Source organism: Oceanicola sp. D3, assembly GCF_006351965.1.
Taxonomy (GTDB): domain Bacteria; phylum Pseudomonadota; class Alphaproteobacteria; order Rhodobacterales; family Rhodobacteraceae; genus Vannielia.
The window spans coordinates 925788-941093 of sequence record NZ_CP040932.1 but is presented as its reverse complement, the minus strand read 5'-3'; the positions used below and the strand labels follow the sequence as shown (position 1 = coordinate 941093).

The 15306-nt window shown below is 63.8% G+C and carries 13 protein-coding genes; 3 read left to right on the top strand and 10 right to left on the bottom strand.

Going from position 1 to position 15306, the window contains the following annotated elements:
- The first annotated feature begins 9 nt into the window (after window positions 1-9).
- Together FHY55_RS04895 and FHY55_RS04890 are read left to right on the top strand one after the other, a co-directional pair.
- A complete protein-coding gene (locus FHY55_RS04895; protein WP_140013119.1) occupies window positions 10-1071 on the top strand; it encodes a hypothetical protein in 1062 nt (353 codons plus the stop codon).
- A 66-nt stretch (window positions 1072-1137) separates the two neighbouring features.
- A complete protein-coding gene (locus tag FHY55_RS04890) occupies window positions 1138-2982 on the top strand; it encodes a tripartite tricarboxylate transporter permease (RefSeq protein WP_140013118.1) in 1845 nt (614 codons plus the stop codon).
- Between the two features lie 233 nt (window positions 2983-3215).
- Here FHY55_RS04890 and FHY55_RS04885 read toward each other — a convergent pair whose 3' ends face one another.
- The 10 genes from FHY55_RS04885 to FHY55_RS04840 form a co-directional block, all read right to left on the bottom strand.
- Window positions 3216-3536: a YciI family protein gene (locus FHY55_RS04885; protein WP_168222932.1), complete on the bottom strand. Its 321-nt coding sequence runs from the start codon at window positions 3534-3536 to the stop codon at window positions 3216-3218.
- Window positions 3537-3561: 25 nt separating this feature from the next.
- Window positions 3562-4725: an FAD-dependent monooxygenase gene (locus FHY55_RS04880; protein WP_210410537.1), complete on the bottom strand. Its 1164-nt coding sequence runs from the start codon at window positions 4723-4725 to the stop codon at window positions 3562-3564.
- 38 nt (window positions 4726-4763) lie between these two features.
- Window positions 4764-5750 carry an ABC transporter substrate-binding protein gene (locus FHY55_RS04875; protein WP_140013116.1) on the bottom strand — a complete coding sequence of 329 codons (987 nt, stop codon included), beginning with the start codon at window positions 5748-5750 and terminating at the stop codon, window positions 4764-4766.
- Between the two features lie 35 nt (window positions 5751-5785).
- Window positions 5786-6724, bottom strand: coding sequence for a fumarylacetoacetate hydrolase family protein (locus FHY55_RS04870; protein WP_140013115.1), 939 nt, complete (start codon window positions 6722-6724; stop codon window positions 5786-5788).
- Window positions 6721-7692, bottom strand: coding sequence for a VOC family protein (locus FHY55_RS04865; protein WP_140013114.1), 972 nt, complete (start codon window positions 7690-7692; stop codon window positions 6721-6723). The genes FHY55_RS04870 and FHY55_RS04865 overlap by 4 nt, the downstream gene beginning before the upstream one ends.
- 60 nt (window positions 7693-7752) lie before the next feature.
- On the bottom strand, window positions 7753-8772 hold the full coding sequence (locus tag FHY55_RS04860) for a zinc-binding alcohol dehydrogenase family protein (RefSeq protein WP_210410536.1): 1020 nt from the start codon (window positions 8770-8772) through the stop codon (window positions 7753-7755).
- A 5-nt stretch (window positions 8773-8777) separates the two neighbouring features.
- Window positions 8778-9227 carry a tripartite tricarboxylate transporter TctB family protein gene (locus FHY55_RS04855; RefSeq protein WP_140013112.1) on the bottom strand — a complete coding sequence of 150 codons (450 nt, stop codon included), beginning with the start codon at window positions 9225-9227 and terminating at the stop codon, window positions 8778-8780.
- Complete coding sequence (locus tag FHY55_RS04850; RefSeq protein WP_140013111.1) at window positions 9224-10732, bottom strand: tripartite tricarboxylate transporter permease; 1509 nt, start codon at window positions 10730-10732, stop codon at window positions 9224-9226. Before FHY55_RS04850 ends, FHY55_RS04855 begins: the two co-directional genes overlap by 4 nt.
- A gap of 52 nt (window positions 10733-10784) precedes the next feature.
- Window positions 10785-11732 (bottom strand): tripartite tricarboxylate transporter substrate binding protein, encoded by a 948-nt coding sequence (locus tag FHY55_RS04845; protein WP_140013110.1) that lies wholly within the window; start codon window positions 11730-11732, stop codon window positions 10785-10787.
- Between the two features lie 198 nt (window positions 11733-11930).
- Window positions 11931-12941 (bottom strand): LacI family DNA-binding transcriptional regulator, encoded by a 1011-nt coding sequence (locus tag FHY55_RS04840; RefSeq protein WP_140013109.1) that lies wholly within the window; start codon window positions 12939-12941, stop codon window positions 11931-11933.
- A gap of 399 nt (window positions 12942-13340) precedes the next feature.
- On the opposite strand from FHY55_RS04840, the gene FHY55_RS04835 reads away from it, so the two are divergent.
- Window positions 13341-15293, top strand: coding sequence for a TonB-dependent siderophore receptor (locus FHY55_RS04835; RefSeq protein WP_140013108.1), 1953 nt, complete (start codon window positions 13341-13343; stop codon window positions 15291-15293).
- Window positions 15294-15306 lie beyond the last annotated feature (13 nt).

Here is a 15306-nt window from a genome sequence, read left to right as displayed (position 1 = left end):
GAGAGACACATGTTCATGAAGGCACTGGCCGCAGCAGGTGGCCTTGCAGCGGGGCTGGCGCTGGCCACACCCGCAGCAGCAGAAGCGAGCTACGAGGGCGAGACCGTCACGGTCATCATCAACCTCGGCGCAGGCGGATCAACAGGCGTGATGGCCCAGCTTTTCGCCAACCACTGGAAAGAGAAACTCACCGGCAACCCCGATTTCGTGGTGACGCCCGTGACCGGCGGCGCGCAGATGAAAGGGATCATCGAAGCCCAAAACGCCCGCCCCGACGGCACCACGACGGCCTGGGTGGCTTGGTCGGGCCCAACCCGCGCCATCGGCCCGGCAGCGCAGCGGGTGGACTGGAGCAAGTTCGACGTGATCGCAGGCATGGGCGTGCCTTCGATGGCCTATATGCGCAACGATGTGGGCGGCGGCGTCTCCTCGGTGGACGACCTGAAGGGGCTCGAAGGCATTCGCATCGGCGGCTACCGCCCGGGTTCTTACCTGGACCTGACGGCGCGGATCTCGCTCGATATCCTCGGCATCCCGCATGATTACACCACCGGCTTCGGCGGCGGCTCCAAGATCGTGGCCGCGCTTCAACGCGATGAGGTGAACTTTCACGTCACACCGGCTGGCAACTACTTCGGCGGGATCGAAGACAACGTCGTGGGTGAAGGCATCGGCCTGCCGCTGTGGTACTACGAGCTTGAAGGCGCCGAAACGGGCGATGCCTTCGGCGATATGCCCAGCTTCGCCTCGGTTGCACAGGACATGACCGGCCAAGCCCCCTCCGGCCCGCTCTGGGAAACGCTGCAATGGCTCAACGAGGGCATGGCAGGCGTGACATGGTTTATCGGCGTGCCCGCTGGCGTGGATGAGGAGCAACTGGCCCTGCTGCGTAGCTCCTTCGCTGAAACCATGCAGGATCCCGCCTTCCTCGAAGAGGTCGCGGCCACCACCGGCATCGTGCCCACCTACACCTCGCACGAAGCGATGGAAGCGCTGATCGAAGGGCTCAACAACGTGGACCCGGCGATCTCCGAAACGGTCAAGGGTTACATCGCGTCCGGCTCCGAATAAGCTCGGACCTTCGGCCAACAGGCGCGGCGGCAGGCTCGCTGCCGCGCCAGACCAGACGGGGCACTCATGTTCGACGCATTCCTGGCCGGCCTCCAGCTTGTTTTCACCTGGCCTTCGCCGCTCTACCTGATGATCGGCGTGGCCGCTGGCATCTGGCTGGGCGCAGTGCCCGGCCTTGGCGGCATCACCGGTGTCGTCATCATCCTGCCCTTCACCTTCGGCATGGATACGGTGCCCGCGCTGGCGCTGATCCTCGGCGTGTTTGCCGTCACCGCCACCTCCGATACCATCGCCTCGGTCATGCTGGGCATCCCCGGCACCGCCGCCTCGCAGGCCACGGTGATGGATGGCTACCCGATGGCCCAGCGTGGCGAGGCGGCGCGCGCCTTTGGCGCGGCCTTCACCGCCTCGGCCATCGGCGGCGTGATGGGGGGCTTGGCAATGGCCGCCTCCCTGCCGGTGATCCGCCCGCTGATCCTCTCCTTCGGCACGCCGGAGTTTTTCATGCTCGGCGCGCTTGGGCTAACGATGGTGGCCACCATCTCGGGTGCCTCCATCGGCAAGGGCCTCGCCGCCGCCGCCGCAGGGCTGATGCTGAGCCAAATCGGCTTTCCCGTTGCCAGCGAGGAGCCGCGCTATTGGTTCGAGATCATGTATCTCATCGACGGGCTGCCGCTGATCCCGCTGGTGCTGGGCCTCTTCGCCCTGCCCGAGATGCTCGATCTCGCGGTGCGCAACACCTCGATCTCGCGGGTGGAGCGCGATGATACCGTCACCCTCTCGACCGGCATCCGCGATGCGCTGCAAAACTGGTGGCTGGTGATCCGTTGCTCATGGATCGGCATCTACATCGGCATGCTTCCCGGCCTTGGCGGCATGATCGCCGATTGGGTCGCCTACGGCCACGCGGTGCAAAGCAGCCGTGGCAAGGACGGCGGCGAGGTTGACCCGCCTTTCGGACGGGGGCAGGTGCGCGGCGTGATCGCGCCGGAGTCGGCCAACAATGCCGTGCTCGGCGGCGCGCTCATCCCCACCGTGGGCCTAGGCATCCCCGGCAGCGCCTCGATGGCGATCCTGCTGGGGGCCTTCACCATCCTCGGCCTCGCGCCGGGCCGCGCCATGCTGGGCGACCAGCTTGATGTCACATTCTCGCTCGTCTGGATGCTGATCTTCGCCAATATCGTCGGCGCCGGGCTGCTGATGCTGCTCAGCCGACAGGTGGCGCGGCTGGCCTTTGTCGACGGGCAGCTGATCGTGCCGCTGGTGCTGATGTTCGTCTTCATGAGCGCATGGCTCGACACGCCCGACATCGCCAGCTGGGTTACCGTTCTGGCGCTCGGCGCCATCGGCTACATGATGAAGCGCGGCGGCTGGCCCCGCCCGGCGCTCGTGCTCGGGTTCGTGCTTGGCCCGGTGATGGAAAACGCCTTCGTGCTCTCCTCGCAAACCTTCAGCCTTGCCGATCTCGCCACCCGCCCGCTGACGATGATCCTGTTGGCGCTGCTCGTGCTGGCAGTTTTGCTCTCAGTGCGCACCATGGTGAAAGCGCGGCGCACCTCTGCCGCCCGCGCAGATGACCTGCCCGACAGCCAGACAGGCCACACACTCTCGATCGCACTCGGGCTCATCTGCCTCTGCGCCTTTGCCGCAGCCATCGTGCCCACCTTTGACTGGCCCCGCTCGGCGCGGCTGTTTCCGCTGGCCATCGCGCCCCTTGGGGTCGTCTTTGCGGTGCTGGCCTTGATGACAGATGGCCGCGCGCTGATGCGGCCGGGTCGCGGCCCGCTGCACTGGCCCGACCGCCGCTCGCTGCTCTTTCTCGCCCTGCTCGCGTGCATGATCGCCACGGCGGTTCTGCTCGGGCAACCTGCCGCCCTGCTCGGCTTCACCGCGCTCTACCTGCTAACATAGGCGCGCTATCGGCTCGTTGTCGCCCTTGGCTACGCCGGTATCTCGGGACTGCTGCTCTACATCATCTATGACCAAGTCCTGCACATCCGGTGGCTTTCGGCTTGGGCATTTGGGTGATGTAATCGGCGCCCACGACACGGGCAGGCTCACACCACAGGACGACGCCTGCGGATCTAGGCGCCAAGACCAGTCAGGCCTATCATCCATCCGAACCGTCAGATGCCTGCCCGAGCCTATTGGCCCCGGGGTTCGCAGCCGAATGCGGCGAGCAATGTGCCCTCCTTGAGGGTCCACTCCGATAGCTCGAAGCTGCGGAAACCGTCCTTGTGAAGCGGATCCTCCGCAGCAATGTCATGTGCGGCCTCAGCAGTTTCGGCACGCAGCAGCATCAGCCCGGCCCCTGTCTTGTTGCCCTCGACATCCAGCAGCGGGCCAGCCGCGAGCAGAACGCCCTGCGCTTCCAGCTCTGCCTGCCGCGCGAGGTGCTCGGGCAGCCGATGCAGGTAGGCTTCCCGCTCCACCAGCGGCTTGGAGATGAGCGCCCAGATCTTCATTGGCCAAGCTCTGTGTGTGGAATGGTCATGCCAACACTTTCTCGACCTCTCGCGCCACGTCAAAGTCATAGAGCGACTTGCGGAACGCGGCAGAGGCTGCGATTTCCTTGTCGCGCTGCGCTTGGTCGGGATAGGCGCCGTCATAGCGCTTGCCATTCTTGCGCGCGCCCGCCTGCACCGTGCTGGTCCGCTCGCGCCGCAAGGCCTCGTAGGCGGCCAGCCCTTCGGGGCCCGGCTTGCGGGCCAACATGGCTGCAAGGGCAACACCATCCTCAACGGCCTGATTGGCCCCCTGCCCAAGATGCGGCAACATCGGGTGCGCCGCGTCGCCCAAAAGCGTCACGCGCCCATCGGTCCAACGGCTCAGTGGTTCACGGTCATAAAGCCCCCACCAATAGCAGCGGTCGATCCGATCGAGCAGGCCGGTGACGCGCTTGTCCCACCCTGCGAAGGCGGCGCGCAGTACCTCTACGTCTCCCTCGCTCGACCAAGATTCCAAGGTCTCCTCGGAGGATGGAATGAAGGCCACATAGTTCATCATCCGATTTGCGCGCACCGGGTAGGTCATGAAGTGCTTGCCCCCGTCGCCCATCCAGATCTGGAAGGCCCGCATGGGCCAGCCGGGCAGCGCCTCGGCGTCGATCAACCCGCGAAAGGCGAGCGAGCCTGAATGGATCGGGTGAGAGGCACCGGCAATCTGCTCGCGGAGGCGCGACTGAATGCCATCGGCGCCAACCGCAAGATCGGCGCGGGCCGTCTCGCCACCGGCGAAGTGCAGCACCACACCGGCCTCGTCCTGTGTCACGCCGGTGCACTCCCGGCCAGTAACAACAGCACCCTCGGGCAGGGCATCGGCAAGGGTGCCCAGCAGGTCGGCACGATGCATGCCGAGTGATTCCAGCCCATCAGAGGCCGTTGTCTGCATGGGGGCCACAAAACTGCCGTCCATCCGGTAATATTCGGAGCCTTCATCGACAGCAGCACCAACCGCGCGCAACGCGTCTTCCAGCCCGATCCGGTAGAGATGCCGCAGGCTGTTGGGAGTGATGTAAACCCCCGCTCCGACCTCGCCCAGTTCAGGCGCGCGCTCGTAGACTGTTACGTCAATGCCCTGATGGATCAGCGCGTTTGCCGCCGCGAGGCCGCCGATGCCACCACCGATGATTGCCACGTTCAGTTTCTTGCTCATATCTCTCGCTTCCTTGGGTCAGTCCCGTGCGGGCGCACTCATTCGAGGCCGTAGGTCGGCACGAAGAGCTCTTCGAGGGAGGGTTGCCAATCGGTGAGATGCTGCTCCTGCATGTAGCGCACCATCGCCTCCAGTGTCGGGCGGTTGGGCTCTATTCCGTAGGGCCAAGGGTCGCCGTCGAAGTATTCGAACACCTCGTCAACGTCCCGGGTCATCCACGGGAGCATGTAGCGAAGCGCCCGCAGGTTGAACATGCGCTCAAGCGCGATCTCCTTCGAACGCTGGAACGCCTTGAAGAGGCTGCTCGCAACAAACGGATACTTCTCGTGGACGCTCTTCTTGATCGCGACGAGGTGCATGATCGGGTAGATGTTCGTACGCGCATACCAGTCCCGCTCCTGCTCCACGAAGTCGGGAAACAGGCGGGCGATGTTCGGGTTGCTGCGGTAAGAGGCGGGCACCGAGGTGCCCATGGTCGCATCGACCGCACCGGATTGGATGAGGTCGTCGAGCGACTTGTCGGCAGGCCCCTGCTCAAGGTTCACGGGCTTGAGCAACGGCAAAACCGTCGGCGCCCCATGCGCGCCCGAGGTATTGATCGCGCCCTGAACCCAAGTGCAGCAGCTGAGATCGACGCCGTAATCGTCTTGCAGCATCCCCCGAATGTAGACCGCAGCCGTCATCGTATAGAGCGCCACGCCGATCCGACGGTTCTCGAGATCCTTGGGTGAGGTGATCCCGGAGGCCTTGTTGATCGCAATGAAGCTGTGGCGGAAGCAGCGCGTGGGAAAGACCGGGATCGCCACGAAATTGCACTGCCCGGCGGCATAGCGCTGCACGAACTCCGATGTGGAGTATTCGGCGATATCAAATTCCTCGCCGCCCGACATGCGATCGAAGATCGGCCGAGGCTGCTCGATACGGATGAAATCGAGGTCGATCCCCTCGGGTTGCACCTCGCCCGTGTAGAGCGGGAGCACCCGGTCATAGAGCGAGCCTGCGTAGGTTAGCCTGATGTTGCCCATTGGGCCTCCTCCTTGCCGCGCGATGGCGCGGGCCTTCAAATGATATGCGTTTCCAGTTGCCCCAGCCCGTCGATCTCGACGGTGACGGTGTCGCCGCCCTCAAGGTATCGGCCATGGCTCGAGCCGGTTCCGGCCGGACAGCCTGTCAGGATGACATCGCCGGGACAAAGCGTGGTGGTCTCCGATATGCGCGCGATCTGCGCTGCGATGCCGAAGATCATCTGGTTGGTGTTCGAATCCTGCATCAGGGCATCGCCAACCCAAAGGCGGATACCCAGTTGATGCGGGTCAGCCACCTGTGCGGCGGGCGTGATCGCGGGGCCGAGCGGGCAGGCCCCGTCGAAGGATTTGTGGCGCATCCAGTCGATCCGGAAGGTGCTGGACGGACGCACATCCTTGCGCCGCGAGAGAGCGCGGGCCGACAGGTCGTTGGCGATGGTGTAACCGGCCACATATGCCATGGCCGTGGCCTCGGTGACCTTGCTGGCCCTCTTGCCAATGATCACCGCCAGCTCCGCTTCCCAATCGAGATTCACGTTCTCGCCGGGTATGGCCACCCGCGCGCCCGTGCCCACAACGCAGGGGCGCGAGGCCACGACCGTGTGCCAAGGCGCTTCGATCTCATCGACCTCACCACTTTCGCCAAGCGCCTTGCGGCGTTCGGCCATCTCCTGTCGGTGATCGTGGTAGTTGATCCCGGCGAGGAAGATGGTGCCGGGGTAGAGCACCGGCGCCAGAAGCTCGACAGCGGCCAAGGGTGTTCCGGCATCTGGCGTCACACTCTGCAACGCTTCACCGATCCGATGCTGCGAGGCCTCCCAATCATTGAGCAGGTCAAGCACCGTGGCCGAAAGACCCAAAGCGGACGCCTCATAAACGACATCCCCGGCCAACACGCCGGCCTTTGGGCCGGTTTTCGCCTGATAGGTGACGAGCTTCCAGCCTGCCTGCCCGCTCTCGCGCCCGCCTGTCATTTGATCACCGGGTCCACGTGGGTGGTGCCGAACCACGGTGGTTTCGTGCCTTCCCACTCATCGGAGCCGCGCCGGTCTTCTGCCGACCAGACGCGGGGCACGTAGGCTTCGTCATTCAGCACGATCTCTTCCTCGACCGAATATTCGATCAGGTGACGATCCTTATCGTGGAAGTAGAAGGCCATGTTGTGCCCTGCGCCGTGCCGCAGCGGCCCCCAGAGCAGCTCGACCTCGCCCTTCTCCTTCATCGCCTCATAGGCGGCATAGAGCGCGAGCGGGTTCTTCAGCGTGAACTGGATGTGGTGGATGCCCTGATAGCCTGAACGGGCAAAGCCGAAGCAGTGAAACAGCGTGTGGCTGCGGAAGAAGCCAAGGATCGGCGCACCCGCGTCATTGGTGATCCGGGCGGATTCCCGCAGGCCCATGGCGCGGGAAACAAACTCGTAGTTTGGCTCCAGGTCGGTCACCCGCAAGATCGCGTGGTCAGCACAAATCGGCGCGGGCGCATCGGCAGGCGGCGCCACGATAGAGGCCATGGGCGCAGGCGTATTGACCCCCAGCGTCAGCTCCATCCTCTGCCCTGACGGAAGCTCGAAATGAACCGCAGGGCCGCGCTTCCACCAATCGCTGTTTTCGATCCGCGTCACCGCCACGCCCTGCCGCTCCAGCAGCGTCGCCGCGCGCTCGAGATCGGAGGAGGAAAACAGAACGAAGGAAAGGTGCTCCAGCCCCGCTTCATCACCCGGCACATAGACCAGCGAATAATTGTCGTGCCCGTGCCCACTGAGGTAATGCCGCCCGGCCTCGTCCACATGGACCAGAAAAAAGCCCATGTTCTCCGCCGCAAATTCGGCGGCCGCCTTCGGGTCGGGGCTCTTCAGCGCGATATAATGCATGCGGTCGATACCCAAATCGTGCTCGGGCACAAACGGTCCAAAGTACTGCTTGGGAGGGATCGGCTTGTTCATCAAAATCTCCAGGTTCGTCGTTCTATTTTCGGTCCGGGCCGGTGTCGGGGCGCCGGGGTGTCACGCGGGCGGAAGGCCCGGATCCAAGATCACCTTGCCGCGCCCCCTCATTTCACCGCGCTCGTAAGTTCGGTGGATCTCCGGTGCGTCTTCCAAAGGCGCGATATGGTCGATGCGGGGCGCAATCCGGTTTGCGGCGGCCAAGGCGAGGGCCTCGGTCACGTCATCGGAGGTGACAGCTGTGTGCCCTTTGATCGTGAGCTGATTTAGATAGAGGCGCTTGATGTCGATCGGCGCAGCCCCGGCAGCAGGCCCCCCAGCCGTTATCAGCCGCCCATGCCGCCCGAGGGATGCAAAGACGCCCTCGAAAAGCGCAGCATCGCCAGTGGTCTCCAGCGCAACGTCAGCCCCCCGCCCCTCGGTGCGCCGAAGCACGCTCTGTGCGAGGTCACCGGGGTTTTCGCCCAGCACGATGGGGTCAAACCCCTGCGCCATAAGCCAGTCAGATTGGCGTCCGCCCCGCATCACCGGAATTACAGAGGCCCCGAGGTTGCGCCCGATCTGGATCGCGACGTTACCCAGCCCGCCAAGTGGCCCGGTCACAAGCAGGTGCTCGCCCGGCTTCAACGCCGCGGCGGTGCGCAACATGGCAACCCCCAAGGGCGCGTGGCGCAGGATCACACTCGCCTCGGCAAAGCCGACATTCTTAGGCAGGTGATGAGCCTGCTCCGCGCGAATGCGGACAACCTCGGCGCATCCTCCCCAAGCCTGCACGCCCAGCATTTTGGAGGCTGTCGCCTTGCTCCCCTTCCGCACCCAAGGTGTTGTGGCGACCCGGTCGCCCGGTGCGAAGCCCTCAACGCCCTCGCCTACCGCCTCAATGGTGCCCGAAGGATCGACGCCGAGGATATGGGGCAGGTCGACGGGTTTGGCATAACTGCCTGCGCGAACGGCAAAATCCAGCGTCGGATTGACAGAAACCGCCCGCACACGAAGGGTCACTTCGCCCGGCCCAGGCACGGGGGTTGGCAAATCTTGCAGCTCCAGCACCTCGGGCCCGCCAAAGCGGCTTTGAACCATCGCCCTCACAGCAAACCCTCCAGCACACCCCGATAGAGCTCGGTGCCCAGAAACAGCTCGAACGTGCCCCAGATCGCCACGGTGGTGATCGCCGCCATGAGGGCTGCGGTCACCGGGCGTGCCCTGCTCTGCAACAGCGTGGCCACGCCAACGTAAATCGGGATGGCCGCCAGAAACCCCAGAACGATGACGAGCACCGTCAGCCCTGCCAGCCCCGCAATCGGCGAAGCGACTGCGCGCCAGCGCTCTCCATCACTGGGTGCCTCGACGGGGGCCGCCTGATTGCGCATCACGGGCAGCAGTAAGTCGAGGGCACAAAGCGCAAGCGCGAAGATCGCAACCAGCCGGGGCAAATGCCCGACCTTTGCCGCGTAGCCGAATGTTGCGGCGAGGAACGCGGCGGCGATTGCTCCTACCACGAGCGGCGGAACGGCGTGTTTGAGCCCGGGCGTCATCGCGTGCCTCCCGCGCGCTCACGCCGCCGCTTAAGGTAGAGGCGCACCAACGGCCAACCGAGAAGCAGAACTGTCAGCACGATAAGCGCCAGCGACACCGGGCGATCCACGAAGATCGACCAGCTCTGCCGACCGATCAGCATGGACTGCTGAAAGCTCCGCTCGGTGATGTCGCTCAGGAACATCCCGATCACGAAGGCGAGGCGCGAAAAGTCGTAGCGCACCATCATCCACCCGATGACGCCAAAGATTGCGGTCACAACCACATCCTCGATGTGACGGTGGATGGAGTAGGAGCCGACAAGAGCCAGCACCGTGATCACCGGCACCAAAAGGCCAACCGGAACGGTGGTGATCTTCACAAGGCCGCGCACGAAGACGATGCCGAGCAGCGACGCAAGGATGCAGGCGAAGGCGAGAGCCACGATGAGCGACACAATCACATCGACGTTCTCGATCAGCATCATCGGGCCGGGCGCGATGCCGTGCAGTGTCAGCAGTCCGAGCAAAATGCCCATCTCAACGCTGCCCGGAATGCCGAAGGCAAGGGTGGGGATCAACGCGCCACCATCCTTGGCGTTGTTGGCGGCCTCCGGCGCAATCACGCCCCGGATGTTGCCTTTGCCAAAGCTCTCGGGCTCCTTGTCGATCTGCTTTGTCGTCAGGTAGGACAAAAAGGATGCAACGGTGCCGCCAAGCCCGGGCACAATGCCCACGAAGCTGCCAATCACCGACCCCCGCAAAACCGTCTTCCAGTTCTTCAGGGTTTCCACGATGCCGCGCCCGGCCCCGCCAACCCTTGCCGTGGCCATATCCCCATGGGCGATGGTGCCACCGCGCAACGAGAGGCGGATCATCTCGCAGACGCCAAAGATACCGATCAAGGCCGGCACAATCGGAAGGCCATCGTAGAGATAGAACATACCGCTGGTGAAACGTGGCACGCCCAGCATCGGATCTTGCCCGACAGAGCCAACCAAAAGCCCCAGCGCACCTGCAACGAGGCCCCGCAACAGCTTGCCATCGGCCGAGGCGGCGATTGCACACAGGCCCAGCACCGCGAGCACAAAAATCTCTGGCGGCCCGAAGGCCAGCACGATCTGCTGGGCGAAGGGCAGCACGCACACCAGCAGCAGCACCCCCAGAAGCCCGCCAATAGAAGAGGCCGCCGCAGCAGCGCCAATCGCTTCGCCGCCCCTGCCCTGTTTGGCCATTGGGTATCCGTCAAAGGTGGTCGCGGCGTTCACGGCCATGCCAGGCGTGTTCAGCAGGATAGCCGAGATAGATCCGCCAAACGCAGCCGATCCCATGATCCCGCCGATCATCATCATGGCGAGCGTCGGCGGCAGGCCAAAGGTGAACGGAAACAGGATGACCAGCGCAGTATTGGCACCGAGCCCGGGCAGCAGACCAAAAACCAACCCGGTGACGACACCGGCGGTCAGGTACAGCAAGCCCTGCAAGGTCGCCAAGGCGAGTATGGCGTCCAAGGCAATTGAAAACATGGGGGATTTCCTCAGGGCGCGCCGGCGGGCACAAAACCCGCCGGCTCACGGTTCATTCCAAGAACTCGCTGTACTCTTCGGTCAGGCGATACTGGTCGGCCAGCAGCCCTTCCACCTCGGCCGGGGGCGCGTAGTCGAAGGCCGCGTTGGCCTGCCGTGCACGCTCCAGAACCTCCGGATCCTCGGCCACCTTCGCCAGCGCCTCGGCCAGCGTGTCACGCGCCTCATCGGGAATGCCCGGCGGGCCCATCATGAAGCGTCCGGTGATCACATTCGCCAAGTCCGGGATGCCCATGTCTTCGACCGTTACCGCATCGGGGAAGGCCTCTTCATAGGCGGGGTCGAAGATCGCCAGCACACTCAGCTGCCCGCCCTCGGCATAGGAGACAAAGCCGTTCGGCGTGTTGATCGACAGGTCGACATCGCCGCGCACAACCGCGGAAACGAACTCACCTGCGCCCGCATAGCCTGTCACCACCTCAAAGGGAAAATCCAGCAAGCTGGCCACGATCCCGGGCGTGAACTTTTGAGATGCCGCGATCAGCACCGGCCGATCAGCGTTCCGCAGATCTTCGATTGACTGAAACTCCGAATCCGGGGCCGCAACCACGGCCATACCGTCATAGGAAAGCCGCCCGAACTGGGTCATCTCACCGAGCTTGAAAGGCAGATCCTCGCCGGAGACCTCCGCAAGGATCATCGTGGTCGCAACCACGCCAATCGTGTAGCCGTCCGGGTCGGCGCGATAGATCTCGCCCACGCCGCGCCGTCCACCGGCACCCGAGACGTTCTCGACGATCACGGTGGCACCATCGGGCAGATATTGGGGCAAAGCATCGGCGATGATCCGTGCAATCGTGTCAAAGCCGCCGCCCGGGCCGTAGGGCACGATAATGCGGATGTCGTCTTCGGGGTATTCCGCCAGCGCGGGGCTCGCCAGTGCGAACGTTCCCGCAGCGGCACAGGCAGCCGCCAAGAAACGGCGTAGTGTCGTTTTCATGTGATTCCTCCCTTTTTTGCAGCACGATCTCAGCCGACCTCCCTGTTCGCATGGGCGAGCCTTCGCATCGCCCCTGAGAGGTCAACCAATCAACATCGGCCGACAATGCTCACGTTAGCATAACTTGCATCGCATCGCACTCATTTGATGCGTCCAGCATGAGTCTCACCGTGCCGAAGCAACTGGAAACGCCAAATTTTAAGGCTGAACGCCCCGCGGAGCCGCCGTGCTGCCACGCAACGCAAGCTCGGGCTGGGAGATAGAACGGTATCCATCCTTGAACCCGCCCGGTTGGCGCAATTGGTGCACCAGCCAAAGCCCGCAGGCGGTTGCCAGCTCGGCAATCGGCATCCTCATCGTTGTGAGGCCCGGCCCCCACCACCGGAAGCCCGGTTCATCGCCGAACCCGATGATCGACATGTCCTGGGGCACCTTCAACCGCGACCCGATCAACTGATCGAGCACCCCCTCGGTGTGGAGGATCGCGCCCAGCACCAACCCTGTCGGGCGGTCCGGCATCTCCAGCAGCTCGCGCATCGCCTCACGTCCGAACTCGAAGGATGCGGGCGATCCCAGCAACTCCAGCTGTTCATTCCCGGTCTCCCGTGCCGCGTCTCGGTAGCCGGCAAGGCGGCCCGCACCTGTCAGCAGGTCGGATGGGCCACCAACATAGGCAACCCGCCGGTGGCCCAGCTCATAGAGGTGCATCGCCGCCCGATAGGTCGCCAGCCGGTCGTCGATCCCGAAAAACTGAGGCCCGAATTCGGGATGGTCCCGCAGGATCTGTATATGTGGCGTCTTCCGGAGGTAGTTGACCGATTCCGCCCTAGGGTTCGCCGTGGGCACGATGATGATTGCGGCAACGTTCGCACTGGTAAGCTCGTAGATATGGCGTTTTTCGAGCTTGGGGTCATCGTCAGTTTCACACAGCGCAAGCTGGTAGTCTGCCGCCATCAGGCACTGCGACAAAGACCGCGCTGTGGCCGAGAAAAAGCTGTTCGAGATGTCAGGCACAATCAGGCCCACAAGATTGCTCGAAGCACCTCTCATCATCTGTGCCGCGCGATTGGACACGTAGCCGAGCCGCTCTGCCTCAAGGCGTACCCGCCTCTTTGTGGCCTCACTGATACGGCCATCATCGGCAAGCGCCCGCCCCACCGTGGACGGTGATATATCGAGCTTCGAAGCGATGTCCTTGATCGTAACCATGTATCCCTCACTGCGCACAACAATCGCCACGCAAGCAAGAGTCTTCAGTCTTATGCGGCGCTTTCCCCAACCTTTAGAGGTTCGAGCGACGAAAGTTAACGATACTTGCGAGTTCGGCATTGTGGCACTGGGCAGGGGTGAACGAGGTAGATCGCGGCAATCAGGCCGCACGTCAGGCTGCGCCCCTCCCCGCTCGACTTGCCAAGGCCTGCATTTCACGCGCAAACCACCAAGTTGCCGCACCTCACACCCCCCCCTAGCGACTTTTTTGCAAGAAACCGGCCACTTTCCTCAGCGAACACATTACATGCACTTGCATCAAATGCGCGCCTGATCTACCGCCAATGCCAGCCAAGCCTCTGAGCCCAGCCAGGACTGATGACACTCAGGGGACCACACATGCCACTCATCTTCCGCCGCAGCCGCTATGCTGCCTCCTGCTCCGCAATTGCACTGATGGCGCTCTCTGGCACCGCTTCGCACGCGCAGGACGCTTCCACAGTTTTCACCCTCGACCCGATCCTCGTGCAGCAGCGCGACGAGCTGGGCGATGAGGCCGACCGCGCCACCTCGGCCTACGTGTCCGACCGTGAGTTGGAACGCGCCCGCACCGGCGATTTGAAAGACGTGTTCTCGGGTATTGCCTCGGTCTCCGTCGGCGGGGCGCTGCCGCTGACTCAAAAGATCTTCGTCAACGGTGTCGACATGCTCAACCTCGGCGTCACCGTCGATGGCACGGCGCAGAACAACCGCGCCTTTCACCACGTTTCGGCCAACGCCATCGACCCCGGGCTGCTAAAGCAGGTGCGGGCCGATGCCACCGTTTCGCCAGCCGATGCCGGGCCCTATGCGCTAGCCGGCTCCGTGGTGTTTGAAACCGTGGATGCCTCCGACATTCTGGAGCAGGGCGACAACTTCGGCGGCAATCTCCGCCTGTCGTTTTCCGACAATGGCCAAACCCTGCAATCCGCACTCACCCTCGCTGGCCAGCGGGGCGGCTTCGAGTGGCTGCTCTATGGCAAAACCGCCGATGGCGAAGACTATGACGACGGCGATGGCAACCGCATCTTCGGCACCCGCGCCGCGCTGGAGAGCTACCTCGGCAAGGTCGCCTACGAGGGCAACGGCCAGCGGTTCGAGTTCTCGGCCCAGCGCCTGATGGACAGTTCGCTCCGGCAAGAGCGCGCGAACTTCGGCGGCATCGGCGGGGTGGATGACGCGCTGACGTTCTACAACACCACGCGCGAGAGCTACTCTTTCGTTTACGAAACCCCGGATGCCAACGGCATGTGGGATCCGCGCGTGCATATCGGTTACTCCGAGAGCGAGATCGTGAAGCCCGAACCGTGGGACAGCAACGGCCGCTCCGGCACCTTCTCGACCACACTGCAAAACACCTTCCACCTCAGTGAAGGCAACACGATGACCGCCGGGATCGACTATCAGGAGCGCTTCGGCAACTACCTGAGCCCGACCTATGCCGAGGATCAGACCGAGGAGTCGCGAAATGTCGGCATCTTCGCCCAAGCGCGGCTGCAGCCGAGCGATCGGCTGAAGGTCTCGTTCGGCGCACGCTATGACAGGCAAAGCTTCACCGGGGTGAACGGGTTTGAGGGCGACTTCTCCGGCTGGTCCGGCAACGCTTCGCTCGCCTTCGCCGCCACCGAAGCGCTTACCCTGCGCGGCGGGGTGTCTTCCGTCTTCGGCGGCCTCGTGATCGAAGACAACTACGAGTTCTGGCGCATGCTTGGGGCCACGGCCTACGATGGGCTAAAGGCCGCGCGGGCCGAGAATGCCACCCTCGGCTTCGACTGGACACGCGGCGACCTCACGCTGTCGGGCGAGGTCTTTGTCTCCGAAATCAAGAACGCGCGGAGCAGCACCAACACCTTCGATTTCAAGAGCAAGGGCTTCAACCTCGGTGCCACCTACGGCTGGAACACCGGCTTTGTCCGCATGACGCTGTCGCACAGCGACGTAGAAATCAACGGCGCGCCGGGTGAGAGCTTTACCGCGCAGGACTACGGCGCACCGCTTGGCACGCTGGTGGCCTTCGAGGTCGAGCAAGAAACCCGCATGGAAGGCCTCAAGGTCGGCGGCGGGCTGGATGTGGCGCTCGACTATGATTTCGATGATCCGGCGCTGATCGACCTCGATGGCTACACGGTGGTGAACGCCTGGGCCGAATACGTGCCGCCGAGCACGCCCAACCTGACCATCCGCGCCGAGGTGAACAACCTGTTCGACGAGCAATATGCCGACCGCGCGACCTACGGCGGCGAATACGGCACGATCACCCCGCTGCGCGAGCCAGGCCGCACCATTTCGCTGGTGGCCGTGGCCAAGTTCTAGGCCACGCCCCCGC

What these genes read in the sequence shown, in the direction of transcription:
- FHY55_RS04895 (WP_140013119.1), top strand. Translation starts at nt 10, where the DNA reads ATGTTCATGAAGGCACTGGCCGCAGCAGGTGGCCTTGCAGCGGGGCTG.
- FHY55_RS04850 (WP_140013111.1), bottom strand. Translation starts at nt 10,732, where the DNA reads ATGTTTTCAATTGCCTTGGACGCCATACTCGCCTTGGCGACCTTGCAG.
- FHY55_RS04860 (WP_210410536.1), bottom strand. Translation starts at nt 8,772, where the DNA reads ATGGTTCAAAGCCGCTTTGGCGGGCCCGAGGTGCTGGAGCTGCAAGAT.
- FHY55_RS04875 (WP_140013116.1), bottom strand. Translation starts at nt 5,750, where the DNA reads ATGGGCAACATCAGGCTAACCTACGCAGGCTCGCTCTATGACCGGGTG.
- FHY55_RS04855 (WP_140013112.1), bottom strand. Translation starts at nt 9,227, where the DNA reads ATGACGCCCGGGCTCAAACACGCCGTTCCGCCGCTCGTGGTAGGAGCA.
- FHY55_RS04865 (WP_140013114.1), bottom strand. Translation starts at nt 7,692, where the DNA reads ATGAACAAGCCGATCCCTCCCAAGCAGTACTTTGGACCGTTTGTGCCC.
- FHY55_RS04835 (WP_140013108.1), top strand. Translation starts at nt 13,341, where the DNA reads ATGCCACTCATCTTCCGCCGCAGCCGCTATGCTGCCTCCTGCTCCGCA.
- FHY55_RS04845 (WP_140013110.1), bottom strand. Translation starts at nt 11,732, where the DNA reads ATGAAAACGACACTACGCCGTTTCTTGGCGGCTGCCTGTGCCGCTGCG.
- FHY55_RS04885 (WP_168222932.1), bottom strand. Translation starts at nt 3,536, where the DNA reads ATGAAGATCTGGGCGCTCATCTCCAAGCCGCTGGTGGAGCGGGAAGCC.
- FHY55_RS04880 (WP_210410537.1), bottom strand. Translation starts at nt 4,725, where the DNA reads ATGAGCAAGAAACTGAACGTGGCAATCATCGGTGGTGGCATCGGCGGC.
- FHY55_RS04840 (WP_140013109.1), bottom strand. Translation starts at nt 12,941, where the DNA reads ATGGTTACGATCAAGGACATCGCTTCGAAGCTCGATATATCACCGTCC.
- FHY55_RS04890 (WP_140013118.1), top strand. Translation starts at nt 1,138, where the DNA reads ATGTTCGACGCATTCCTGGCCGGCCTCCAGCTTGTTTTCACCTGGCCT.
- FHY55_RS04870 (WP_140013115.1), bottom strand. Translation starts at nt 6,724, where the DNA reads ATGACAGGCGGGCGCGAGAGCGGGCAGGCAGGCTGGAAGCTCGTCACC.